Raw genomic sequence first — 26,363 nt, forward strand, 5'->3', positions numbered from 1 at the left:
AACCCTCAGTATCAGCTGTGAGGTAACGTTCCGGCACGGGACGCTCCGCTTCAATGGCAATGTCAGCGAAAAGCTCCTGACTCTGCTGATACAGGAACTGAAGCGATGATCCCGTTACCTTCCGGGATCAAAATTTGGCTGGTTGCCGGTATCACCGATATGAGAAATGGCTTCAACGGCCTGGCTGCGAAAGTACAGACGGCGCTGAAAGACGATCCCATGTCCGGCCATGTTTTCATTTTCCGGGGCCGCAGCGGCAGTCAGGTTAAACTGCTGTGGTCCACCAGTGACGGACTGTGCCTCCTGACCAAACGGCTGGAGCGTGGGCGCTTCGCCTGGCCGTCAGCCCGTGATGGCAAAGTGTTCCTTACACAGGCGCAGCTGGCGATGCTGCTGGAAGGTATCGACTGGCGACAGCCTAAGCGGCTGCTGACCTCCCTGACCATGCTGTAAATCTCTTTATCCTGGTTGTCACAGAATAAGCCCGGTAAAATACGGGCTTATGAACGACATCTCTTCTGACGACATCTTCCTGCTGAAACAGCGCCTTGCCGAACGTCAGTTGAAAACGAAACCGCTGCTGAAATCCCTGGAAAGCTGGCTGCGTGAAAAGATGAAAACCCTGTCGCGACACTCAGAACTGGCGAAAGCGTTCGCATATGCCCTGAACCAGTGGCCGGCGCTGACGTACTATGCAGATGATGGCTGGGCTGAGGCGGACAATAACATCGCTGAAAATGCGTTGCGGATGGTCAGTCTGGGCCGCAAAAACTACCTGTTCTTCGGTTCGGATCATGGAGGAGAGCGGGGAGCGCTGCTGTACAGCCTGATCGGGACGTGCAAACTGAACGGAGTGGAGCCAGAAAGCTACCTCCGCTATGTCCTTGACGTCATAGCCGACTGGCCGATAAACCGGGTCGGCGAACTGCTCCCCTGGCGCGTAGCACTGCCGACTGAATAACACATTCCCGTCAATACGGTTCTTGCTGCACGCTTACGGTAAACACCCCGGAAGTGGTGATGCACACTGTTGCTGATGTGATGACAGGAAACGATGGTGAATACTGTTTCCATGCGCGGACTGGAAAATATGGTGTGTATCTGAAACCGGGCTGGCACAACGAGTACAACGTTGGCGACATTGCTGTATATGAGGACTCAAAGCCCGGCACGCTGAATGACTTTCTGATTGCTCCTGATGAGGGCGACCTGAAACCGGATGTCGTCAAACGCTTTGAGGAAATGGTGGCGCAGGCGCAGCAGAGCGCCGGGGCCGCAGCCGGAAACGCACAGCAGACGGCGCAGGATGTGGCGGCAGCCGCAGGTTATGCCCGCGCAGCAGAGCAGGCCAAAAATGACATTGATGCTGCGCTGACCGGCACTCTGAAAACGGCTAACCATCTGTCTGAAATCGCAGCAGCAGGCGAAAAGGCACAACAGAAGTCCCGGGATAATCTGGGGCTGAAAAGTGCGGCCACGATGGAAGCACAGAGCGACATTTACGACCGGACAAAAGGCCGTCTGGCGATACCCGGCGCATTCGGCTTTGGGTGTGCTTTTCTGCCTGAAGATGTTATCCGTTTTGACACTAAGAGTGATTTCCTGGCCTGGGTAAGGAATGCGCTGCCAGGTGAATATTCCGTTGCTGGCCCCTACGACATCATCATACCCGACACACGGTTTGAAGGGGTGCTCAGCATCCGGTGGACTGATGCACGCCCTGAGACAACAGAACCGAGGTACAGAGCCAAATCCCTTACTTTTTACGGCATTAACGGCCCCATTTATCACACCCGCTACTGCTACTGGCCCATATCCAGACTGACTGGCTGGGTGAAAATAAATATAACCACAGAAGATATTATTTACAGAATCGTGGCGAGCTCTGTCTGCAACAGATGGGGAGACCCTGACATTGGCGGGCTGATTATTGCTGCGTACCAGGGAGAAGCTGACGGTGATAAAGTCATCAGACTTGTCAGGGGGCAGTCATACAGAGGCTCACGACTGGGACCGGTGGGGATTTCAGTGCCCAGTACTCCCACCGGAACGTATATAGCATCCCCACAATTTTTCATTACGGGATGTTCAGAGCATTCATTACCGGGGTCATATAGCGCCCTGTCCGGGGTGCCGGATGCTCATGTCTCTGGCGCAATGCCCGGGCTTTTTATTCGCACATCGTGAGGAATGCACCGTGGAAATTAAAAAAATCATTAATCCCCGTTATACCGAAAGTGGCGCAGTAGACTGTGACGTTTTTTTTGACGACAGGGACCAGGCAGTCCCCTACACAGCCACCGCTGATGATGTCGCACCGACGGGTCAGCGAATCTGGCAGGAACTGCAAAGTGGCAAATGGGGTGAGATAGCCCCATTCACTGTGACACCAGAAATGCTGGAAGCGGCCAGAGAGGCCAGACGTCAGGAAATTGAAGCATGGCGCACAGAACAGGAGGCGAAGCCGTTCACGTTTGAATGGAACGGTCGTATCTGGAATGCTGGCCCCAACTCACTGGGCCGCCTGTCCCCGGTAGTCATGCTGGCAAAATCTGTCACAGCACAAACACATATGGCGTGGAGCGATGCCGATAATCAGCAGGTGAAACTGTCGATGCCGGAACTGGAAGAACTGGCGGCAGCAATGGTGCAGGCGCAGGTCGATCGCAACGATGAGATTTATCGCCGTCAGCGTGAAATGAAAGAGGAGCTGAGCGGTCTGGATGATTTGGCTTCAATTCGGGCGTTTGACGTTGAGTAATGAATAAGCCGCAACTGGCGGAATCACAGAAGACCGCTTTGCTTACCGAAGCGGAGTCTGTCATCCGGCCGCGGGGGCGTGCTGTCAGGCTGAACAGGGAAACGGATGAATCCGGGGAGGCCCGGGGGCGGGCCTCTGTTTTTCCGGAGTCAGTCCGGTCTGTGGTTTATGCGATGTGATTATGAATGGTGCAGTTGTGAGCCGTTTTCAGACAATCGCAGGGCCAGTACCTCGTCAGTCAGCTGACGGTAAATCTGCTGTTCAGTCTCACGCATCACCTGTGCACCGGCTTCCCTCTCCGCATCCGCATCACCGCTCAGACCTGATGCTTTCAGCCGGTCAGCCACCCTCTGAGGGTACTCATTCTCCAGCATCTCATATTTCTGCTCTTCTGCCAGCGCCCAGCGGTCAGCTTCCGTACGCTTCAGTACAGCATGCCATGGTCCCCAGAGGGAGAACCAGTCCGTAAATTCATTCTCTTCACGGCTTCTGACCATGGCTTCGGCAGTGCGGAGGTCATTTGCTGTCACTCCCGACACGCCATAGAAACGCATTTCCTTCACGGCAGTGGAGAGCTGAAGTTTCTCTGCGAGCATGGTCTGGAAGGCCAGGTAGACTTCTATCTCATCCACAAAATGGAGAGTTCTGACTTTATCCCGGGCAATGTCCTCCAGAATTTCGAGGCGGAACATTTCCCTGCCCAGGGAGAGCAGAGCGCCGGTATCATTATCGAAAAGGCCTTCTGATGCCTGATGGACCAGGAGGGTTTTCCGGAGATTGTTCCATGTGAGCGCGACACGGTCCTCACAGCTCTCAGTGGCATCAGCAGCAACAGTGAAAGACTGCTGTCGAAGCTCCGCAGAGGCACTGAGTTTTTCCAGCCATGCAGCGACCTGTTCACGGAATCCGGAGGTATTGCGTGCAGAGACGGTATCGGAAAGGCGGTCAAGGAACGCGGAGAATGCCCGGGAATTCTCCTCGGTGGAAAAAGAAGTCCATTGTGTAGAAACCTCCCGACGATCTGCTTCAGGAAACCAGGCTGCCACAGTTTCGGGAAGAGGGGGGATCTGAAAGTTCTGCCCCCCTTCAGTGATGACTCTGATATGGCGCGAATGTAAATTTTGCGGCAACATCTGGCGTAAAAACAGTCTGTTTTGGTCTGACAGGGAAATACGAAACTGAGGCCCGTTAAAATTTGGAACCGAAGTTTGCTGTATTAAGAATAGCAGAGTTTGATCTGATAAGGGGTTATTTGCAATCTCAATAGTTATATGAGGATCTAAACGAAAAAGATTTGTCGGGATTGTAGTTATTTGGTTGTTTTCAAAATAAAAAAATCTTCTCATGATAATATTTTCTTGGATGTTTGGTAAGTTGCTTAATCTATTGCTATATGCAAAAAGAAGTTGCAGTCTCCTAGGTAAAGGGGGCAGTTCAGTAAGATGGTTGTGCGCAACCTTAAGTATCTTAAGATTAGAAGGCAGAGATGGAAGAGTTTGCAGTTCGTTGTTCCTAACCTCAAGTTTTTTTAAATTCAAGGGTAATGAAGGCAGTGTGGATAACCTATTATACTCTGCGCTTAGTGATTTGATGGTGTCTGGTAATAACGGCAGATTCTCTAATTGATTTTCGGACACATCCAAAGTTATTAGATAATGTGGTAATGCAGATATATGTGTTAAGAAATTATCTCTTGCAATAAGTTCTTTAATATTTTCAGGTAAATCAGTAAGGATGGTTAATTTATTACAGCTCACATCAAGCTTTTTAATGCAAGCAGGGAGTACAGGTAACGAGGAAAGCGCCAAGGCTCGCAGGTCCAGTTTATGCCCCTTAGAGGTAAGACATGCACGAAGTCTTCTTACCGCCTCAGTACGCTGTTCTTCCGGTAACCCCTGTTTCTCCCAATCATCCCATTCGGACAAATAATGGTTGGGGGATGTAATTGTGCTGATATGTGGAAATAAACAGGATGAAATATTTCTGAGCATATTAATTTCTCGCATATGGATATGGAATTAGATTGTGAATAAATTGTATTTAATGTATCTCTCCTAATGAGGAGGGTGATTCAGAATATTCGCCATAAGGGAATGAGTGTTATATCATGCTTTCTACCCTGGTAAGTATATTTGCTTTTTTCGTATATTTGGTTCATCTTTTTTTGATGTTTTACATATTCACAATGCAGAGGATTTATACCAGAAGACATTAGTCTTGAGTAAGATACTACAACATCTCCAACTATTTTAGCCAGCCTGACTACTTGACTTGGTAATATTTGTTGCTAATAATCATGTATAAAATAAGCTTATATACATAGTAACTTCAGCAAAGGATTTAGTAATGATCCAAATCATATCTCAATGTACTGTTTTTTTCTTTAAAAAAACAGTACATTCTACTTTATAATGACTGTGTATTCCCATGGAAGGAGATCACCCAATTCTCCCCCCGACTTTTGACGCAGTGTCTTGTTAACAGGGGGATTTACCATGCTTATTGGCTATGTACGCGTATCAACAAATGACCAGAATACCGATCTACAACGTAATGCGTTGAACTGTGCAGGATGCGAGCTGATTTTTGAAGACAAGATAAGTGGCACAAAGTCCGAAAGGCCGGGGCTGAAAAAACTGCTCAGGACATTATCGGCAGGCGACACACTGGTTGTCTGGAAGCTGGATCGGCTGGGGCGCAGTATGCGGCATCTTGTCGTGCTGGTGGAGGAGTTGCGCGAACGAGGCATCAACTTTCGTAGTCTGACTGATTCAATTGATACCAGCACACCAATGGGACGCTTTTTCTTCCATGTGATGGGTGCCCTGGCTGAAATGGAACGTGAACTGATTGTTGAACGAACAAAAGCAGGACTGGAAGCTGCTCGCGCACAGGGACGAATTGGCGGTCGCCGTCCCAAACTTTCACCAGAATAATGGGCGCAGGCCGGGCGACTAATTGCATCAGGAGTTTCTCGCCAGAAGGTGGCGATCATCTATGATGTTGGCGAATCGACTTTTTTGTATAAGAGGTTTCCAGCCAGGGTTATATAAAACCGCAGACACGGCGTATACAAGAACGTGCTACGGTTGACTGAAAAGTTAATGTGGTATGTCACAGGCCTTTTGCGCCGTAAAGCCCCGTCCTTTAGGGCGCGGAGGACGTTAAAGAAAGTGGTGTTCTTTGTGTTGCTGAACTTATGCAAAATTTTTTTGCACCATAAATCCAACAACACATTCAATAACACATTGCTGTATCACTATGAAAATAAATGTGTTTTTATTTGATTTCACACATATCACAATTGATGCATTTTTTAGTGATTAACAACGCCATAAGGAAACTCTCAAAACAACACAAACCGGGCGGGCATTGTACGCGCATTCTTTACTCAGACCAGTTTTTTCACCAGCGCTTCACTATGACGAATACGTTCTGGTGCCAGTTCCAGATCCTGCTGAATCAGCGCAATGAACAGCAAATCCGTTAACATTCCCTGAGCGTGACAAGCAGAGATTGAAGCACTGTTTGTCGCTTGTTCTTCGGCAATGGTATACAGGCAATGAGAAGCACGCTGTTGCAGGGCATTCGGAGTAAAGCCGGTAATCGCCAGCACTTTTCCGCCCACTCGCAGCATCTCATCTGCCGCCAGGTTTAACTCGCGTCGTACACCGGTGTAGGAAATGGCTAATAACAGATCGTCAGGGGACGACGCCTGTACTGTTGCGAGTAGCGCATGCATATCGCGCACTGCGGCAGCATTGAAGCCAATCTTCATCAGCTTCCAGGCAAAGTTTTGCGCCACCAGACCCGAAGCGCCAATACCGGTCAGAATTATCCGCCGCGCAGAGCGCAACATTGTTACGCATTCATGCAGTTTCTCTTCACTATTAACGTTTAGCGTTGCGTACATAGCGGCAGTATTTTCTTTAATCAGTTTTTCGCCGACCAGCCGTAACGGATCATCACCGCGGATTTGGTTATGAATGGGCACGGAGGGCGATTCCGGCTGGCTTGCCAGCGCTTCACTCAACGCCAACTTAAGCGCCGGAAAACCTTTATAGCCGAGTTTTTGCGCGAACTTCACGACGCTGGACTGACTGACTCCGGCTTCGTTGGCCAGTTGCTGAGAGCTTAAATGGCGCGCCGTATCAGGTTGTAGCAGCAGATAATCCGCCAGTTTTTTATCACTCTGGGCAAGCCCCTGGTAACGCTGACGGATACGAAGTAAGCCGTTCATATCTTTCCTCGCGATGAAATAGTGGCGACAACAGGCAATATGAGACACACGCGAGTGAATTTTATATTCCATTGCCGCTAATTGCCATGAATTAAAAATTCCAGTTAGCCATGATGCGGTCGATTGTTGCCGGAAAAGTGATGATCTATCTGTTAGGCTATGTAGTAGCGAAAATTAATCAGGATGTTTCAGTCCAGAGGAGTATGGTTTGGCAACTCACGAGCGTCGTGTGGTGTTTTTTGACTTAGATGGAACATTGCATCAGCAGGATATGTTCGGCAGTTTTCTGCGCTATTTACTGCGTCGCCAACCGCTGAATGCGTTACTTGTCCTGCCGTTGTTACCGATTATAGCCATTGCGTTATTGATAAAAGGTCGTGCGGCACGCTGGCCGATGAGTCTGCTTCTGTGGGGGTGCACTTTTGGTCACAGCGAAGCACGTTTACAGACGTTGCAGGCCGATTTCGTGCGCTGGTTTCGCGACAATGTTACCGCCTTTCCGCTGGTTCAGGAGCGATTAACCACCTACCTGTTAAGTTCCGATGCTGATATCTGGTTGATTACCGGCTCTCCGCAGCCGCTGGTTGAAGCGGTTTATTTCGATACGCCCTGGCTGCCGCGGGTTAATCTTATCGCCAGCCAAATTCAGCGTGGCTATGGTGGTTGGGTATTGACGATGCGTTGTCTGGGACATGAAAAGGTCGCACAACTGGAGCGCAAAATCGGCACTCCGCTGCGGCTGTACAGTGGCTATAGCGACAGTAATCAGGACAATCCGCTGCTTTATTTCTGTCAGCATCGTTGGCGAGTAACCCCGCGCGGTGAACTCCAGCAACTGGAATAGAGTAAAGCATAGCGTCCGTGTATAATGCGCCGCGCTTTTATAACCGGAGTTTTCTTTTTGTCTGAAGTCGAATTTAGCCACGAATACTGGATGCGTCACGCGCTGACGCTGGCGAAACGTGCCTGGGATGAGCGGGAAGTGCCGGTCGGCGCGGTATTAGTGCATAACAATCGGGTAATCGGCGAAGGCTGGAACCGCCCGATTGGTCGCCATGATCCCACCGCACATGCAGAAATCATGGCCCTGCGGCAGGGTGGTCTGGTGATGCAAAATTATCGTCTGATCGACGCCACGTTGTATGTCACGCTTGAACCATGTGTAATGTGTGCCGGAGCGATGATCCACAGTCGCATTGGTCGCGTGGTCTTTGGTGCGCGTGACGCGAAAACTGGCGCTGCGGGATCTTTAATGGATGTGCTGCATCATCCGGGTATGAATCACCGAGTGGAAATTACGGAAGGAATACTGGCGGATGAGTGCGCGGCGTTGCTCAGTGACTTCTTTCGCATGCGCCGCCAGGAAATTAAAGCGCAGAAAAAAGCGCAACCCTCGACGGATTAATTTTGTTTCTCTTCACTCCCTTTCCTGGAAAACAGCAGAGAGGGAGAATGGGTCAAATAGTTTGATGACGACTGGGAAAGAAACGAGAGAAAAGGAAATTTCTCTTTGCCCAACTCCGTAGGCGATACCGCCGGATAATCCTGCGCCAGTTGCATCGCCGCTTCTGTAGCCTGCTTCTCTTTCTCTTGCAGATAACCCACCAGGCTAATCTGATACTTACGAATATTTTCGACATAAGCGTAGGCTTCATGTCCACGAGCGTAGCCGTAAGTCAGCTTGCTGTAATAGGGTTTCTGGCTAAGTAAAGGCAGACGCTGTTTTACGTCAGCCCAACTGTCAGGATTCCCTTTGGTTTTTGCCGTCAGGGCGCGGGCATCCAGCATATGCGCATAGCCCATATTGTACGCAGCGAGGGCAAACCAGATCCGCTCGTTCTCCGGCACACTTTCCGGCACTTTACTCATCATATCCTGCAAATAACGCACGCCACCGCTGATGCTCTGTTCGGCATCGGTACGATCCGTAATGCCGAGGCTTTGCGCGGTATTTTTGGTTAACATCATCATGCCGCGCACACCCGTCGGTGAAGTGGCCTGTGCATCCCAGTGCGATTCCTGATAAGCAATAGCGGCCAGCAAACGCCAGTCAATTTCTTCGGCGTATTTCTCAAACAGGGGCTTTAACTGCGGCAGTACCGCATCGACGGCGCGTAAAAATGTGCGCGTATCGACGTAATCAAAATCATCGCCATGCCCCAGGTATTTCTCTTCAATGCGTGCCAGCGTACAGTCTTCATTCATTTCGTTGAAGAAGTCGAGCAGGGCGGCGGAAAGGGTATTATCGCCATCTAACGGGCTAAACCAAGTCACCGGTTGTTCATCGGTGATATCGAGCGCTACGGCGAGCTCCGGGTGAACGCGCTGAAACAGGCTGATGGCGACAGAATCAGCAATGGTGTAATCGAGTTTTCCTTCGATGACATCTTCCATTAATTCCGCAGAGCCTTTTTTGTCGTCTACCTTCCAGCTTAATTCCGGGAATTTTGTGTCTTTCAGGGTTTGGAGATCGTTAACCACCACGTGACCCGGTGCAACGGTGAGTTGCTCCGCCGTCAGGTTGCCCAGTGTGCGCGGGCGATACTGACTCACTTTATAAACCAGTTGTTGTGACACGGAATAATAGGTAGGGCCAGGCTGATAATTTTTTACCCGCTCACTGTTATAGACCAGTCCTGCCGCCAGCAGGTCGGCGTTACCATTATCGAGGTCGTCAAACAGCTGGCTGATATTCTGCCGCACGGTCACTTTCAGTTTTACACCGAGGTAATCGGCAAACTGTTTCGCCAGTTCGTAATCCAGGCCAAAAGGTTTCCCGTTGATTTCGTTATAAGTCAGGGGAGTATGAATGGTGCTCACACGCAACTCTCCCCGCGCTTGAATGGCGGCGATACGGTTGTCGGCTTTACCAAACCAGGGAATGGATGGCCAGAGAGCGACCGCGAGCAGCAGTGCCAGAATGCCGATGAACAGATAATTAATCTTTAATTTTTTCAATTAGTTAATTCTCTGTGTCGTGCGCGTCCCAGCTTGAAAAAACGTAATAATAGTGAAAGGTTTACTCATAAATGAGCGGCATTTTGCGTAAACCTGCGCCAGATGGCAACTTATTACAGCCATTGGCGGCACGCGTTGCTAATTCACGATGGTGATTTTATTTCCACGCAAACGGTTTCGTCAGCGCATCAGATTCTTTATAATGACGCCCGTTTCCCCCCCTTGGGTACACCGAAAGCTTAGAAGACGAGAGACTTATGATGGAAATTCTGCGTGGTTCGCCTGCACTGTCGGCATTCCGAATCAACAAACTGCTGGCACGTTTTCAGGCTGCCAGGCTCCCGGTTCACAATATTTACGCCGAGTATGTCCATTTTGCTGACCTCAATGCGCCGTTAAACGATGATGAGCACGCACAACTTGAACGCCTGCTGAAATATGGCCCGGCACTCGCCAGCCACGCCCCGCAAGGCAAACTCCTGCTGGTGACCCCGCGTCCTGGCACCATCTCTCCCTGGTCTTCGAAAGCGACCGATATTGCCCATAACTGCGGGCTACAACAGGTAAACCGCCTTGAGCGCGGCGTTGCTTACTATATAGAAGCCGGTACGCTGACCAATGAACAATGGCAGCAGGTTACCGCTGAACTGCACGACCGCATGATGGAAACGGTCTTTTTTGCTTTAGATGATGCAGAGCAGTTGTTTGCCCACCATCAACCGACTCCGGTTACCAGCGTTGATTTGCTGGGGCAGGGCCGTCAGGCGCTGATCGACGCTAACCTGCGTCTTGGCCTGGCTCTGGCGGAAGATGAAATTGACTATCTGCAGGATGCTTTCACAAAGCTTGGTCGTAACCCGAACGACATCGAGCTGTATATGTTCGCTCAGGCGAACTCTGAGCACTGCCGCCACAAAATTTTTAATGCCGACTGGATTATCGACGGTGAACAGCAGCCGAAATCGCTGTTCAAGATGATCAAAAATACTTTCGAAACCACGCCAGATCACGTTCTCTCTGCTTATAAAGATAACGCCGCCGTAATGGAAGGTTCTGAAGTGGGCCGCTACTTTGCTGACCACGAAACGGGCCGCTACGATTTCCATCAGGAACCGGCGCATATTCTGATGAAAGTCGAAACTCACAACCACCCGACGGCGATTTCTCCGTGGCCGGGCGCGGCGACGGGTTCCGGCGGCGAAATTCGTGATGAAGGCGCCACCGGACGCGGTGCGAAGCCGAAGGCTGGTCTGGTTGGTTTCTCCGTTTCCAACCTGCGAATTCCTGGCTTCGAACAGCCGTGGGAAGAAGATTTCGGTAAGCCTGAGCGCATTGTCACCGCGCTGGACATCATGACCGAAGGCCCGCTGGGCGGCGCGGCGTTTAACAACGAATTTGGTCGTCCGGCACTGAATGGCTACTTCCGTACTTATGAAGAAAAAGTGAACAGCCACAACGGCGAAGAGCTGCGCGGTTATCACAAACCGATCATGCTGGCGGGCGGGATCGGCAACATTCGCGCCGATCACGTACAAAAAGGCGAGATCAACGTCGGTGCGAAGCTGGTCGTTCTCGGCGGCCCGGCAATGAACATCGGTCTTGGCGGCGGAGCGGCGTCTTCCATGGCGTCAGGTCAGTCTGATGCCGACCTCGACTTTGCTTCCGTACAGCGCGACAACCCGGAGATGGAGCGTCGCTGCCAGGAAGTGATCGACCGTTGCTGGCAGCTTGGTGATGCCAACCCAATCCTGTTTATCCACGACGTCGGCGCTGGCGGTCTTTCTAACGCGATGCCGGAACTGGTGAGCGACGGCGGGCGCGGCGGTAAATTTGAACTGCGCGATATTCTAAGCGACGAACCGGGCATGAGCCCGCTGGAAATCTGGTGTAACGAATCCCAGGAACGCTACGTGCTGGCGGTTGCTGCCGATCAATTACCGCTGTTTGACGAACTGTGTAAGCGTGAGCGCGCACCCTACGCGGTGATTGGTGAAGCGACCGAAGAACTGCATCTTTCTCTGCACGATCGTCATTTTGATAATCAGCCGATCGATCTGCCGCTGGACGTCCTGCTTGGTAAAACGCCGAAGATGACCCGCGATGTACAAACGCTGAAAGCGAAGGGCGATGCGCTGGTCCGTGAAGGGATCACCATTGCAGACGCGGTGAAACGCGTACTGCATCTGCCGACCGTGGCAGAGAAAACCTTCCTGGTGACCATCGGCGACCGCAGCGTAACCGGCATGGTAGCGCGCGATCAGATGGTGGGGCCGTGGCAGGTGCCGGTCGCTAACTGCGCGGTCACTACCGCCAGCCTCGACAGCTACTACGGTGAAGCGATGGCGATTGGCGAGCGTGCGCCGGTTGCACTGCTGGATTTCGCCGCCTCTGCCCGTCTGGCGGTCGGTGAAGCGTTAACCAATATTGCCGCAACACAGATTGGCGATATCAAACGCATTAAACTTTCCGCCAACTGGATGGCGGCGGCAGGCCACCCTGGTGAAGATGCGGGCCTGTATGAAGCCGTTAAAGCCGTGGGCGAAGAGCTTTGTCCGGCGCTGGGCCTGACGATCCCGGTGGGTAAAGACTCTATGTCGATGAAAACCCGCTGGCAGGAAGGTAACGAAGAGCGCGAAATGACGTCGCCGCTGTCGCTGGTGATTTCTGCATTTGCCCGCGTGGAAGATGTGCGTCACACCATCACGCCACAGCTTTCTACCGAAGATAACACACTGCTGCTGATTGATTTGGGCAAAGGCAATAACGCGCTGGGCGCAACGGCGCTGGCGCAGGTTTATCGTCAGCTTGGCGACAAACCGGCAGATGTACGCGACGTCGCGCAACTGAAAGGCTTCTATGACGCGATTCAGGCGCTGGTTGCACAGCGTAAGCTGCTCGCATACCACGACCGCTCTGATGGCGGCCTGCTGGTAACGCTGGCGGAAATGGCCTTTGCTGGTCATTGCGGCATTAACGCGGATATTGCCTCTCTGGGCGACGATCGCCTGGCGGCGTTGTTTAACGAAGAACTGGGTGCGGTGATTCAGGTTCGTGCCGCTGACCGTGAAGCGGTCGAGTCCGTACTGGCACAGCATGGGCTTGCTGATTGTGTCCATTATGTAGGGCAGGCGGTTTCCGGTGACCGTTTTGTGATTACCGCCAACGGGCAGACTGTATTCAGCGAAAGCCGCACCACGTTGCGTGTCTGGTGGGCAGAAACTACCTGGCAGATGCAGCGCCTGCGTGACAACCCGGAGTGTGCTGACCAGGAGCACCAGGCGAAATCAAACGACGCCGATCCGGGCCTGAATGTGAAACTGTCGTTCGATATCAACGAAGATGTGGCAGCACCGTATATTGCCACTGGCGCACGTCCGAAAGTTGCTGTGCTGCGTGAGCAGGGCGTGAACTCGCATGTTGAAATGGCGGCAGCTTTCCACCGTGCAGGCTTTGATGCTATCGACGTGCATATGAGTGACCTGCTGACCGGACGCACGGGCCTGGAAGATTTCCACGCCCTGGTCGCGTGCGGTGGTTTCTCCTACGGTGATGTGCTGGGTGCCGGTGAAGGTTGGGCGAAGTCAATCCTGTTCAATGACCGTGTACGCGATGAGTTTGCAACCTTCTTCCACCGTCCGCAAACGCTGGCGCTGGGGGTATGTAACGGTTGCCAGATGATGTCTAACCTGCGTGAACTGATCCCGGGGAGCGAGTTGTGGCCACGTTTTGTGCGTAACACCTCCGATCGCTTTGAAGCGCGTTTCAGCCTGGTTGAAGTAACCCAAAGCCCGTCTCTGCTGTTGCAGGGGATGGTGGGCTCGCAAATGCCGATTGCTGTCTCTCATGGTGAAGGGCGCGTGGAAGTGCGTGATGCGGCGCATCTGGCGGCACTGGAAAGCAAAGGGCTGGTGGCACTGCGCTATGTCGATAACTTCGGCAAAGTCACTGAAACCTACCCGGCTAACCCGAACGGTTCACCGAACGGTATTACGGCGGTTACGACTGAAAGTGGTCGAGTCACCATTATGATGCCGCACCCGGAACGTGTTTTCCGTACTGTCAGCAACTCCTGGCATCCGGAAAACTGGGGCGAGGATGGCCCATGGATGCGCATTTTCCGCAATGCGCGTAAGCAGTTGGGGTAAGTCATCAGTTCATTGGTTTTGCAGCCCGGATGCGGCATTAAGCACCAACCACTATCATAAGCTCCCAACTCCGGGAGCTTTTTTGTGTCTGTAAATCACGACAATGGGTGGTTTACCGTGTCGCTTTCTGGCGACACTTAAATGATTGATTTTATTGTAATCTAATAAGTTTATCTTAAGTTGTCTCTTTTTAGCGACACAGTGGCTGATTTACATTCAAATAGCGAAGAAGCCATAAATCCCTCAAAGCAACGTATAATCAGTACGTTACCAAACTATTTTCTTTATTGGCACAGTTACTGCATAATAGTAAGCAGTGGCTCATTCACCGACTTATGTCAGCCCCTTCGGGACGTGCTACATAAAATTCGAATGACGCACAACAAGGTGCCTGCCGTCCAACTTCTGATATCAGCGTAGCTATATCAACCATCGGGCGAAACGTCGAGTTAGGCACCGCCTTATTCCATAACAAAGCCGGGTAATTCCCGGCTTTGTTGTATCTGAACTTCCCCTCGGTTAGCATCAGGCTATTCGCGTCTGACGAGAGTAACACCTTGAAACGCTGGCCCGTTTTTCCCCGCTCATTACGACAACTGGTAATGCTGGCATTTTTGCTAATTCTACTACCCCTGTTGGTGCTGGCATGGCAAGCCTGGCAAAGCCTGAATGCGCTTAGCGATCAGGCGGCGCTGGTTAACCGCACTACGCTTATTGATGCCCGGCGTAGTGAAGCGATGACCAACGCGGCGCTGGAGATGGAGCGTAGCTACCGTCAGTATTGCGTGCTGGACGACCCTACGCTTGCGAAGGTTTATCAAAGCCAGCGCAAGCGTTACAGCGAAATGCTCGATGCCCACGCAGGCGTACTGCCAGACGATAAACTTTACCAGGCATTGCGTCAGGATTTGAACAATCTGGCCCAACTTCAGTGTAACAACAGTGGTCCCGATGCTGCCGCCGCCGCGCGTCTTGAAGCCTTTGCCAGTGCCAATACCGAAATGGTGCAGGCCACGCGCACAGTGGTGTTCTCTCGTGGGCAGCAACTTCAGCGTGAAATCGCCGAACGTGGGCAATATTTTGGTTGGCAATCGCTGGTGCTATTTCTGGTGAGTCTGGTGATGGTGCTACTTTTCACGCGGATGATTATCGGGCCGGTGAAAAATATCGAGCGCATGATCAACCGTCTGGGGGAAGGGCGTTCTCTGGGCAATAGCGTTTCGTTCAGTGGACCGAGCGAGTTACGCTCGGTTGGGCAACGTATTCTTTGGTTAAGTGAGCGCCTGTCATGGCTGGAATCCCAACGCCATCAATTTTTAAGACATTTATCTCATGAATTAAAAACGCCACTGGCGAGTATGCGCGAGGGCACTGAATTACTGGCTGACCAGGTTGTCGGGCCGCTTACGCCAGAGCAAAAAGAGGTGGTGAGCATTCTTGATAGCAGCAGCCGCAATTTGCAAAAACTGATCGAACAACTGCTTGATTACAACCGTAAACAGGCGGACAGTGCGGTGGAACTGGAGAATGTTGAATTAGCACCGCTGGTGGAGACAGTGGTTTCTGCTCATAGCCTGCCCGCACGGGCTAAAATGATGCATACCGACGTCGATCTCAAAGCAACAGCTTGCCTGGCGGAGCCAATGCTGCTGATGAGCGTACTGGATAATCTTTACTCCAATGCGGTGCACTACGGGGCTGAATCCGGTAACATTTGCCTTCGCAGCAGTTCACATGGTGCGCGGGTTTATATTGATGTCATCAATACAGGCACGCCCATTCCGCAAGAGGAACGCGCCATGATCTTCGAACCCTTTTTTCAGGGAAGCCACCAGCGAAAAGGGGCGGTGAAGGGCAGCGGTCTGGGATTAAGCATTGCCAGGGATTGTATTCGCCGTATGCAAGGGGAACTGTATCTGGTCGACGAGAGCGGGCAAGACGTTTGTTTCCGCATTGAATTACCGTCGTCGAAAAACACGAAATAATGCTAACAGCCTATCCTATCAGGCTATTTTATTTGTCAGTTCGGCCCCGGGCAGTGCTCGAAATCTTCACGTACGATATGTACGCTCCGGTTTCTCCGCGCTGTCCATGTCCAGACTGTCTGCAACAATTACGCCCACTGGGATAGGCTTTAAGTCTGGTGAATATGCGACACATTTTTCAACGATTATTGCCCCGACGGCTGTGGCTGGCAGGGCTGCCATGTCTGGCATTGCTGGGTTGCGTGCAGAATCACAATAAGCCAGCCATTGATACGCCAGCAGAAGAAAAAATTCCGGTTTATCAACTGGCTGACTATCTTTCTACTGAATGTAGCGACATCTGGGCGCTGCAAGGTAAATCAACCGAAACCAATCCGCTTTACTGGCTGCGGGCGATGGATTGTGCTGATCGTTTAATGCCTGCGCAGTCGCGTCAGCAAGCTCGCCAATATGACGACGGCAGCTGGCAAAATACCTTTAAACAAGGGATTTTGCTCGCCGACGCCAAAATTACGCCGTATGAGCGCCGCCAGCTGGTCGCGCGTATTGAAGCGTTAAGTACCGAGATCCCGGCACAGGTTCGCCCACTGTATCAACTCTGGCGCGACGGTCAGGCGCTGCAACTGCAACTGGCGGAAGAGCGCCAACGTTACAGTAAACTCCAGCAGTCCAGCGACAGCGAGCTGGATACATTGCGCCAGCAACATCACGTTCTACAGCAGCAACTGGAACTCACCACCCGCAAGCTGGAAAACCTGACCGATATTGAACGCCAGCTCTCGACCCGCAAACCGACTGGAAATTTCTCGCCGGATACGCCGCACGAGAGTGAAAAGCCCGCGCCATCCACCCATGAGGTCACTCCTGATGAGCCATAAACCTGCGCATTTATTATTGGTCGATGACGATCCGGGATTGCTGAAACTGCTTGGCCTGCGCCTGACCAGCGAAGGCTACAGTGTGGTCACGGCGGAAAGTGGCGCTGAAGGATTACGGGTACTGAATCGCGAAAAAGTAGATTTAGTTATCAGCGACCTGCGGATGGATGAAATGGACGGTATGCAGCTATTTGCTGAAATCCAGAAAGTGCAGCCGGGAATGCCAGTAATTATTCTTACTGCGCATGGTTCTATCCCCGATGCCGTTGCTGCAACACAGCAGGGCGTTTTTAGTTTCCTCACCAAGCCTGTCGATAAAGATGCGCTATATCAGGCAATTGACGATGCGCTGGAGCAATCCGCGCCAGCCACCGATGAACGCTGGCGCGAGGCAATTGTCACCCGCAGCCCGCTGATGCTGCGTTTGCTGGAACAGGCGCGGCTGGTGGCGCAATCAGACGTCAGCGTTTTGATTAACGGTCAGAGCGGCACCGGGAAAGAGATTTTCGCCCAGGCTATCCACAACGCCAGCCCGCGCAACAGCAAACCATTTATTGCTATTAACTGTGGCGCATTGCCCGAGCAATTGCTGGAGTCGGAGCTGTTTGGTCATGCGCGTGGCGCGTTTACTGGCGCTGTCAGCAATCGCGAAGGTTTATTCCAGGCGGCGGAAGGCGGAACGCTATTTCTCGATGAAATTGGCGATATGCCTGCGCCGTTACAGGTCAAACTGCTGCGCGTGTTGCAGGAGCGTAAAGTGCGCCCGCTGGGCAGTAACCGCGATATTGATATCAATGTGCGGATTATTTCTGCCACTCACCGTGATCTGCCAAAAGCGATGGCGCGCGGGGAATTCCGCGAAGATCTCTATTACCGCCTCAACGTTGTCAGCCTGAAAATTCCGGCACTGGCGGAGCGCACAGAAGACATTCCGCTACTGGCAAATCACCTGTTGCGCCAGGCGGCAGAGCGACATAAACCGTTTGTCCGCGCGTTCTCTACCGATGCGATGAAACGCCTGATGACCGCGAGCTGGCCGGGTAATGTGCGCCAGTTGGTCAACGTGATTGAACAGTGCGTGGCGCTGACCTCATCTCCGGTGATTAGTGATGCGCTGGTGGAGCAGGCGCTGGAGGGTGAAAATACGGCGCTGCCAACCTTTGTTGAGGCACGTAATCAGTTTGAACTCAACTATTTGCGTAAGCTGCTGCAAATCACCAAAGGCAACGTCACCCACGCGGCGAGAATGGCGGGGCGCAACCGGACAGAATTTTATAAACTGCTTTCCCGACACGAGCTGGATGCAAACGATTTCAAGGAATGAATTGGCGTTATGTGTTACGTTTAGCAGATCAAAAGACAGGCGACCTTTTCAAGGAATAGCATGAAAAAGATTGATGCGATTATAAAACCCTTCAAGCTGGACGATGTCCGCGAAGCACTGGCCGAAGTCGGTATTACCGGCATGACGGTGACCGAAGTGAAAGGCTTTGGTCGCCAGAAAGGCCATACCGAGCTGTACCGCGGCGCGGAGTATATGGTGGATTTTCTGCCGAAAGTGAAAATTGAGATTGTCGTACCGGACGACATTGTCGATACCTGTGTCGATACCATTATTCGCACGGCGCAAACCGGCAAAATCGGTGACGGTAAAATCTTCGTCTTTGACGTGGCACGGGTCATTCGCATCCGTACCGGTGAAGAGGACGACGCGGCAATTTAAACCGCGTCAAGGGTTGCCGGATGTTTCCATCCGGCAACATCAAATTACAGCACCTTATGCGGGCCAAAGCATTCGTAATGAATGTTTTCCTGCTTCACGCCCAGATCCACTAACTGTTTCGCGGTAAACTGCATGAAGCCAACCGGGCCGCAGAGATAGAACTGCATTGTCGGATCGCTGAACGCACCTTCCAGTTTGCTCAAATCCATCAGACCTTCGCTATCAAACTGACCTTTAGCGCGATCGGCTTCGCTCGGCTGACGATGCCAGGTGTGCGCGGTAAAGCGCGGCAGTGACTGCCCCAGTTCCTTAACTTCATCGGCAAAGGCGTGAACATCGCCATTTTCTGCCGCATGGAACCAGTTCACTTGTGCTGTGTGGCCTGCTTTTGCCAGCGTGTCGAGCATTGCCAGCATTGGCGTTTGACCAACACCGGCAGAGATTAACGTCACTGGTGTGTCATCTGCGACAGCCATAAAGAAATCACCTGCCGGAGCGACCAGTTTCACGACATCGCCAACATTGGCGTGATTGTGCAACCAGTTGGATACCTGCCCACCCTCTTCGCGTTTCACCGCAATACGATAGCCTTTGCCATCCGGTTTGCGAGTCAAAGAGTACTGACGAATTTCCTGATGCGGGAAACCTTCCGGCTTCAGCCAGACGCCGAGATATTGCCCCGGACGGTATTCTGCCACTGCGCCACCGTCGACCGGCTCCAGTTCGAAGCTGGTGATAAGCGCGCTGCGCGGTGTTTTAGCCACAATGCGGAAATCGCGAGTACCTTCCCAACCACCGGCTTTGCTGGCGTTTTCGTTATAGATTTCCGCCTCGCGATTGATAAATACATTAGCCAGTACACCATAGGCTTTACCCCACGCGTCCAGCACTTCCTGCCCCGGGCTGAACATTTCGTCCAGCGTTGCCAACAGGTGTTCACCGACGATGTTGTACTGTTCCGGTTTGATCTGGAAGCTGGTGTGCTTCTGCGCGATTTTTTCTACCGCTGGCAGCAGCGCAGGCAGGTTTTCAATATTACTGGCGTAGGCGGCAATAGCGTTAAACAGGGCTTCACGTTGATCGCCATTACGCTGGTTACTCATGTTAAAAATTTCTTTGAGTTCTGGGTTATGAGTAAACATACGGTCGTAGAAATGGGCGGTTAACTTTGGCCCCGTTTCCACCAGTAAAGGGATGGTGGCTTTTACTGTAGCGATGGTTTGAGCGTCAAGCATATGGTCTTCCTTTTTTTGCATCTTAATTGATGTATCTCAAATGCATCTTATAAAAAATAGCCCTGCAATGTAAATGGTTCTTTGGTGTTTTTCAGAAAGAATGTGATGAAGTGAAAAATTTGCATCACAAACCTGAAAAGAAATCCGTTTCCGGTTGCAAGCTCTTTATTCTCCAAAGCCTTGCGTAGCCTGAAGGTAATCGTTTGCGTAAATTCCTTTGTCAAGACCTGTTATCGCACAATGATTCGGTTATACTGTTCGCCGTTGTCCAACAGGACCGCCTATAAAGGCCAAAAATTTTATTGTTAGCTGAGTCAGGAGATGCGGATGTTAAAGCGTGAAATGAACATTGCCGATTATGATGCCGAACTGTGGCAGGCTATGGAGCAGGAAAAAGTACGTCAGGAAGAGCACATCGAACTGATCGCCTCCGAAAACTACACCAGCCCGCGCGTAATGCAGGCGCAGGGTTCTCAGCTGACCAACAAATATGCTGAAGGTTATCCGGGCAAACGCTACTACGGCGGTTGCGAGTATGTTGATATCGTTGAACAACTGGCGATCGATCGTGCGAAAGAACTGTTCGGCGCTGACTACGCTAACGTCCAGCCGCACTCCGGCTCCCAGGCTAACTTTGCGGTCTACACCGCGCTGCTGGAACCAGGTGATACCGTTCTGGGTATGAACCTGGCGCATGGCGGTCACCTGACTCACGGTTCTCCGGTTAACTTCTCCGGTAAACTGTACAACATCGTTCCTTACGGTATCGATGCTACCGGTCATATCGACTACGCCGATCTGGAAAAACAAGCCAAAGAACACAAGCCGAAAATGATTATCGGTGGTTTCTCTGCATATTCCGGCGTGGTTGACTGGGCGAAAATGCGTGAAATCGCTGACAGCATCGGTGCTTACCTGTTCGTTGATATGGCGCACGTTGCGGGCCTGGTTGCTGCTGGCGTCTACCCGAACCCGGTTCCTCATGCTCACGTTGTTACTACCACCACTCACAAAACCCTGGCGGGTCCGCGCGGCGGCCTGATCCTGGCGAAAGGTGGTAGCGAAGAGCTGTACAAAAAACTGAACTCTGCCGTTTTCCCTGGTGGTCAGGGCGGTCCGTTGATGCACGTAATCGCCGGTAAAGCGGTTGCTCTGAAAGAAGCGATGGAGCCTGAGTTCAAAACTTACCAGCAGCAGGTCGCGAAAAACGCTAAAGCGATGGTAGAAGTGTTCCTTGAGCGCGGCTACAAAGTGGTTTCCGGCGGCACTGATAACCACCTGTTCCTGGTTGATCTGGTTGATAAAAACCTGACCGGTAAAGAAGCAGACGCCGCTCTGGGCCGTGCTAACATCACCGTCAACAAAAACAGCGTACCGAACGATCCGAAGAGCCCGTTTGTGACCTCCGGTATTCGCGTGGGTACTCCGGCGATTACGCGTCGCGGCTTCAAAGAAGCAGAAGCGAAAGAACTGGCTGGCTGGATGTGTGACGTGCTGGACAGCATCAATGATGAAGCCGTTATCGAGCGCATCAAAGGTAAAGTTCTCGACATCTGCGCACGTTTCCCGGTTTACGCATAAGCGAAACGGTGATTTGCTGTCAATGTGCTCGTTGTTCATGCCGGATGCGGCGTGAACGCCTTATCCGGCCTACAAAACTTTGCAAATTCAATATATTGCAATATCCGTGTAGGCCTGATAAGCGTAGCGCATCAGGCAATCTTAGGTATGTGATCATCAAGGCTTCCTTCGGGAAGCCTTTCTACGTTATTGCGCCATCAAATCTGTCGTAACTGCGCCTCAACATACAAATAGCCAATCCCCAACACCTGTTGTGCGCGGCTTAATTGCCCAAAGCCAATTTGCGTTGCTTTCACGCTCGGCCCTTCGTCGCGGTCGAACGGGTTAAATCCCGTCTGGCGAATAATGGTATTAAGCCAGTGCTCACCAAAGGCACAACTGCGACCGTACAACCAAATCTGATTAATATTGAGGATGTTGAGGAAGTTATACAGACTCAAACCAATGGCATTGGCACTGCGATCAACCCAACTGGTGATCCACGGTTCTCCACTCTACCAGGCAGCGATTAACTGCGCTGTAGTCAGTTTTTCCGGATCAAGCTGAGTATTAACCGGTTGTGATTTTAGCCATACCCGCGCCTGTTTTTTTAATGCACTTAACGAGGCGACGGTTTCCAGGCAGCCGTAACGTCCACAGTCGCAGACGACGCCATCCGGATTAACGATGGTGTGACCAATCTGTCCGCTACCATACAAACTGCCGCGATAAATTTGCTCGTTAATCACGAACGACGAGCCAATGCCGTAATCAACGTTGATCACGCAGAAATCCCGTTTCTGCGAATTATTTTGCCATTTCTCCGCCAGCGCCAGCATCACGCAGTCATTATCGACCATCACCCGAATGCCGAGCTTCTCTTCCAGCAGATACTTCACCTCAACCGGCGTTGTCCACGGCGCTTGCGGCATGGTTTGCGACACGCCGGTCACCGGATCAACCTGACCGTGGATTGCCAGCGCCAGATTGATGGTGCGGTCCGGCCACAATTTACGGTGGCGATGCCAGCATTTTTCGATTTCGGACAGCAGCGCCTGCGGCGTCGGTGCATCAATCTGTAAATACTCAAATTCACCTTTCGGACTTAAACAAGCATTAGCAACCTGACACTCAATACTGGTGGGCGTCACGTTCAGGCACAGCGTCCAGTCACCTTCCGGCGCAATCAGCCATGTACCGCTACTATGCCCGCGCGTCTGGCTTTCATCGTCGATATTCACCACCCGTTTTTCGCTTTCCAGTTCCTGCAAAATATTACTGACTGCCGGAATCGAAATTTGCGCCAGCCGGGCCAGCGTTGATTTATTGGCGCGCTTTTGCCGGTACAGCAGTTCCAGAATCACGCATTTGTTATGGTGGCGAATCTGTTGATTGTTAATGCAGGCTCTCATCTTCACTAAACCTTGTTTAGTTAATTGCGTGATTATTCCGCGAAAACATTGCCAGATTGTTCAATACACTGCCACAAATCTTTTAATTCAGTATGTCTTGTTAATATTGAGGGCACCATGACTCCAGTAAAAGTGTGGCAAGAGCGCGTTGAGATCCCGACCTATGAAACCGGGCCGCAGGATATACATCCCATGTTCCTGGAAAATCGCGTTTATCAGGGATCGTCCGGCGCGGTTTATCCCTACGGCGTGACCGATACGCTGAGCGAGCAGAAAACCCTGAAATCCTGGCAGGCGGTGTGGCTGGAAAACGACTACATCAAAGTGATGATCCTGCCGGAACTGGGCGGTCGGGTGCATCGCGCGTGGGATAAAGTGAAACAGCGCGATTTTGTTTATCACAATGAAGTCATTAAACCTGCGCTGGTGGGGCTGCTGGGGCCGTGGATTTCCGGTGGGATTGAGTTTAACTGGCCGCAACATCATCGCCCGACCACCTTTATGCCCGTTGATTTCACCCTCGAAGCCCATGAAGACGGTGCACAGACGGTGTGGGTAGGCGAAACGGAGCCGATGCATGGTTTACAGGTGATGACAGGTTTCACCCTGCGCCCTGGGCGGCGCTGGAAATCGCCAGCCGCGTCTATAACGGCAACGCCACGCCGCGTCATTTCTTGTGGTGGGCCAACCCGGCAGTGAAAGGGGGTGAAGGGCATCAGAGCGTTTTCCCACCGGATTTGACTGCGGTGTTTGATCACGGCAAACGGGCCGTCTCCGCTTTCCCCATCGCTACCGGCACTTACTACAAAGTGGACTACTCCGCTGGAGTGGACATTTCTCGCTATAAAAATGTGCCCGTTCCAACCTCATATATGGCCGAAAAATCGCAGTACGATTTTGTCGGCGCGTGGTGTCACGATGAAGATGGCGGTTTGCTGCACGTTGCCAACCACCATATTGCGCCAGGTAAAAAACAGTGGAGTTGGGGACACAGTGAATTTGGCCAGGCGTGGGATAAGAGTCTGACCGACAATAACGGCCCGTATATCGAACTGATGACCGGTATTTTTGCCGATAACCAGCCCGATTTTACCTGGCTTGATGCTTACGAAGAGAAGCGTTTTGAGCAGTATTTCCTGCCTTATCATTCTCTGGGCATGGTGCAAAATGCCTCCCGCGATGCGGTGATAAAACTCCAGCGTAGTGAGCAGGGGATTGAGTGGGGGCTGTATGCCATCTCTCCGTTGAACGGATACCGCCTGGCGATCCACGAAATCGGCAAATGCAACGCGTTACTTGATGATGCCGTGGCACTGATGCCTGCGACCGCCATCCAGGGCGTGTTGCACGGTATCAATCCTGATAGGCTGACCATTGAGCTTTCCGATGCCGACGGCAATATTGTACTGAGTTATCAGGAACATCAGCCGCAAGCGTTGCCGTTACCGGACGTCGCCAAAGCGCCACTGGCAGCACAAGACATTACCAGTACAGATGAAGCCTGGTTTATCGGTCAGCATCTGGAGCAATATCATCACGCCAGCCGTTCACCGTTCGATTACTACCTGCGCGGCGTGGCGCTGGACCCGCTGGATTATCGCTGTAACCTGGCGCTGGCGATGCTGGAATATAACCGCGCAGATTTCCCGCAAGCGGTGGCGTATGCCAGTCAGGCGCTGAAACGCGCACATGCGCTGAACAAAAACCCGCAGTGTGGACAAGCAAGTTTGATTCGCGCCAGTGCTTACGAACGTCAGGGACAATATCAACAAGCCGAAGAGGATTTCTGGCGTGCGGTCTGGAGCGGCAACAGCAAAGCCGGTGGCTATTATGGCCTGGCACGACTGGCGGCGCGTAATGGTAACTTCGACGCTGGTCTGGATTTTTGCCAACAAAGTCTTCGCGCCTGCCCAACCAATCAGGAAGTGCTTTGCCTGCATAATCTGCTGCTGGTGTTAAGTGGTCGTCAGGACAACGCGCGTTTGCAGCGCGCGAAACTGCTGCGTGATTATCCGCTGAACGCCATTCTGTGGTGGCTGAACTGGTTCGATGGTCGTAGCGAATCAGCCCTCGCGCAGTGGCGCGGTCTGTGTCAGGGACGCGACGTTAACGCCCTGATGACCGCCGGGCAACTGATTAACTGGGGAATGCCCACTCTGGCGACAGAGATGCTGAACGCACTGGACTGTCAGCGCACGTTATCGCTTTATCTACAAGCCAGCTTGCTGCCGAAAGCCGAACGCGGCGAACTGGTCGCAAAAGCCATTGATGTCTTCCCGCAGTTTGTCCGTTTCCCGAATACGCTGGAAGAAGTGGCGGCGCTGGAGAGTATTGAAGAGTGCTGGTTTGCCCGTCATTTACTGGCCTGCTTCTACTACAACAAGCGCAGCTACAACAAAGCCATTACTTTATGGCAACGTTGCGTAGAGATGTCGCCGGAGTTTGCCGATGGCTGGCGCGGGTTGGCGATCCATGCGTGGAATAAGCAACACGATTATGAACTGGCCGCGCGTTATCTTGATAATGCTTATCAGCTTGCGCCGCAGGATGCACGTCTGCTTTTCGAACGGGATTTGCTGGATAAGTTAAGTGGAGCCACACCGGAGAAACGACTGGCGCGTCTGGAAAATAATCTGGAAATTGCGCTGAAACGCGACGACATGACCGCAGAACTGCTCAATTTGTGGCATCTCACGGGTCAGGCAGACAAAGCGGCGGACATTCTCGCCACGCGCAAATTCCACCCGTGGGAAGGCGGGGAAGGGAAGGTCACCAGTCAGTTTATCCTCAACCAGTTATTACGCGCCTGGCAGCATCTTGATGCCAGACAGCCGCAGCAGGCCTGCGAACTGCTTCATGCCGCGCTGCATTATCCGGAGAATTTAAGCGAAGGCCGTTTACCGGGGCAAACTGATAACGACATCTGGTTCTGGCAGGCGATATGCGCCAACGCGCAGGGCGATGAAACTGAAGCGACGCGTTGTTTACGTCTGGCGGCGACCGGCGATCGCACCATTAACATCCACAGTTATTACAACGATCAGCCGGTTGATTATCTCTTCTGGCAAGGAATGGCGCTGCGACTGCTGGGCGAACAACAAATCGCACAGCAACTGTTTAGTGAAATGAAACAGTGGGCGCAAGAGATGGCGAAAACCAGTATTGAGGCGGATTTCTTTGCTGTTTCACAACCTGACCTGTTGTCGCTGTATGGCGATTTACAACAGCAGCATAAAGAAAAATGCCTGATGGTGGCGATGCTGGCGTCCGCGGGACTCGGGGAGGTTGCGCAATATGAATCTGCTCGCGCTGAATTGACGGCGATTAATCCGGCCTGGCCGAAAGCGGCATTATTCACCACCGTGATGCCTTTTATTTTTAACTACGTTCACTAAACCCTATTAACTGTAATATTTGAGCGGCACGCGCTGCCGCTCATCACAAAATAATTAGAATAAGCCGTTGT

The 26,363-nt window shown here is 52.0% G+C and carries 14 protein-coding genes and 5 pseudogenes; 14 read left to right on the forward strand and 5 right to left on the reverse strand.

Going from position 1 to position 26,363, the window contains the following annotated elements; all coding sequences use genetic code 11:
- The first annotated feature begins 105 nt into the window (after positions 1-105).
- The 4 genes and pseudogenes from tnpB to C1P89_RS00825 all read left to right on the forward strand — a co-directional run bounded on the left by tnpB (position 106) and on the right by C1P89_RS00825 (position 2,761).
- The gene (gene tnpB, locus C1P89_RS00810; protein WP_000612543.1) at positions 106-453 is read left to right on the forward strand and encodes an IS66 family insertion sequence element accessory protein TnpB; all 348 of its coding nucleotides are present in this window, start codon (positions 106-108) and stop codon (positions 451-453) included.
- Between the two features lie 85 nt (positions 454-538).
- Positions 539-961, forward strand: a pseudogene (locus C1P89_RS00815) (IS66 family transposase); the annotation flags it as partial.
- Positions 962-999: 38 nt separating this feature from the next.
- Positions 1,000-2,187, forward strand: a pseudogene (locus C1P89_RS00820) (prophage tail fiber N-terminal domain-containing protein); the annotation flags it as partial.
- On the forward strand, positions 2,138-2,761 hold the full coding sequence (locus C1P89_RS00825; RefSeq protein WP_000930150.1) for a DUF4376 domain-containing protein: 624 nt from the start codon (positions 2,138-2,140) through the stop codon (positions 2,759-2,761). The pseudogene C1P89_RS00820 and the gene C1P89_RS00825, both read left to right, overlap by 50 nt.
- Positions 2,762-2,940: 179 nt before the next feature.
- On the opposite strand, the gene ipaHb is transcribed toward C1P89_RS00825, so the two are convergent.
- On the reverse strand, positions 2,941-4,767 hold the full coding sequence (gene ipaHb / locus C1P89_RS00835; RefSeq protein ID WP_005154515.1) for a T3SS effector E3 ubiquitin-protein ligase IpaHb: 1,827 nt from the start codon (positions 4,765-4,767) through the stop codon (positions 2,941-2,943).
- Between the two features lie 489 nt (positions 4,768-5,256).
- Between ipaHb and pinE the strand changes: the two are divergent.
- Positions 5,257-5,814, forward strand: a pseudogene (gene pinE / locus C1P89_RS00840) (site-specific DNA recombinase).
- A 338-nt stretch (positions 5,815-6,152) separates the two neighbouring features.
- Here the strand turns inward: pinE and C1P89_RS00855 are convergent.
- A complete protein-coding gene (locus C1P89_RS00855) occupies positions 6,153-7,001 on the reverse strand; it encodes a MurR/RpiR family transcriptional regulator (RefSeq protein WP_001013779.1) in 849 nt (282 codons plus the stop codon).
- Between the two features lie 208 nt (positions 7,002-7,209).
- Between C1P89_RS00855 and yfhb the strand changes: the two genes are divergently transcribed.
- Both yfhb and tadA read left to right on the forward strand, forming a co-directional pair.
- Positions 7,210-7,845, forward strand: a complete 636-nt coding sequence (gene yfhb, locus C1P89_RS00860; protein WP_000190655.1) for a phosphatidylglycerophosphatase C — start codon at positions 7,210-7,212, stop codon at positions 7,843-7,845.
- A gap of 57 nt (positions 7,846-7,902) precedes the next feature.
- Positions 7,903-8,406 carry a tRNA adenosine(34) deaminase TadA gene (gene tadA / locus C1P89_RS00865; RefSeq protein WP_001364833.1) on the forward strand — a complete coding sequence of 168 codons (504 nt, stop codon included), beginning with the start codon at positions 7,903-7,905 and terminating at the stop codon, positions 8,404-8,406.
- Here the strand turns inward: tadA and mltF are convergent.
- On the reverse strand, positions 8,403-9,959 hold the full coding sequence (mltF, locus tag C1P89_RS00870; RefSeq protein WP_000734222.1) for a membrane-bound lytic murein transglycosylase MltF: 1,557 nt from the start codon (positions 9,957-9,959) through the stop codon (positions 8,403-8,405). The two genes, tadA and mltF, sit on opposite strands and share 4 nt — an antisense overlap.
- A gap of 257 nt (positions 9,960-10,216) precedes the next feature.
- Here mltF and purL point away from each other — a divergent pair, with 257 nt between their 5' ends.
- The 5 genes from purL (at position 10,217) to glnB (ending at position 18,690) form a co-directional block, all read left to right on the forward strand.
- Complete coding sequence (purL, locus tag C1P89_RS00875) at positions 10,217-14,104, forward strand: phosphoribosylformylglycinamidine synthase (protein ID WP_000970088.1); 3,888 nt, start codon at positions 10,217-10,219, stop codon at positions 14,102-14,104.
- Between the two features lie 557 nt (positions 14,105-14,661).
- On the forward strand, positions 14,662-16,089 hold the full coding sequence (gene qseE, locus C1P89_RS00880; protein WP_001298980.1) for a two component system sensor histidine kinase QseE/GlrK: 1,428 nt from the start codon (positions 14,662-14,664) through the stop codon (positions 16,087-16,089).
- A 164-nt stretch (positions 16,090-16,253) separates the two neighbouring features.
- Positions 16,254-16,967, forward strand: coding sequence for a two-component system QseEF-associated lipoprotein QseG (gene qseG / locus C1P89_RS00885; RefSeq protein ID WP_001215862.1), 714 nt, complete (start codon positions 16,254-16,256; stop codon positions 16,965-16,967).
- Positions 16,957-18,291: a two-component system response regulator GlrR gene (gene glrR / locus C1P89_RS00890; protein ID WP_001295369.1), complete on the forward strand. Its 1,335-nt coding sequence runs from the start codon at positions 16,957-16,959 to the stop codon at positions 18,289-18,291. Before qseG ends, glrR begins: the two co-directional genes overlap by 11 nt.
- Before the next feature lie 60 nt (positions 18,292-18,351).
- A complete protein-coding gene (glnB, locus tag C1P89_RS00895) occupies positions 18,352-18,690 on the forward strand; it encodes a nitrogen regulatory protein P-II (RefSeq protein WP_000717694.1) in 339 nt (112 codons plus the stop codon).
- A 44-nt stretch (positions 18,691-18,734) separates the two neighbouring features.
- Here glnB and hmpA read toward each other — a convergent pair whose 3' ends face one another.
- Positions 18,735-19,925 (reverse strand): NO-inducible flavohemoprotein, encoded by a 1,191-nt coding sequence (gene hmpA / locus C1P89_RS00900; RefSeq protein ID WP_000883116.1) that lies wholly within the window; start codon positions 19,923-19,925, stop codon positions 18,735-18,737.
- A gap of 327 nt (positions 19,926-20,252) precedes the next feature.
- Here hmpA and glyA point away from each other — a divergent pair, with 327 nt between their 5' ends.
- Entirely contained in the window at positions 20,253-21,506 is a 1,254-nt protein-coding gene (glyA, locus tag C1P89_RS00905) for a serine hydroxymethyltransferase (RefSeq protein ID WP_000919158.1), read from the forward strand.
- Positions 21,507-21,703: 197 nt separating this feature from the next.
- Here glyA and C1P89_RS00910 read toward each other — a convergent pair.
- Positions 21,704-22,897, reverse strand: a pseudogene (locus C1P89_RS00910) (ROK family protein).
- 117 nt (positions 22,898-23,014) lie between these two features.
- Between C1P89_RS00910 and C1P89_RS00915 the strand changes: the two are divergent.
- A pseudogene (locus C1P89_RS00915) lies at positions 23,015-26,292 on the forward strand (DUF5107 domain-containing protein).
- Positions 26,293-26,363 lie beyond the last annotated feature (71 nt).

Origin of the sequence: Shigella sonnei, from assembly GCF_002950395.1 — a bacterium.
Taxonomy (GTDB): domain Bacteria; phylum Pseudomonadota; class Gammaproteobacteria; order Enterobacterales; family Enterobacteriaceae; genus ECMA0423.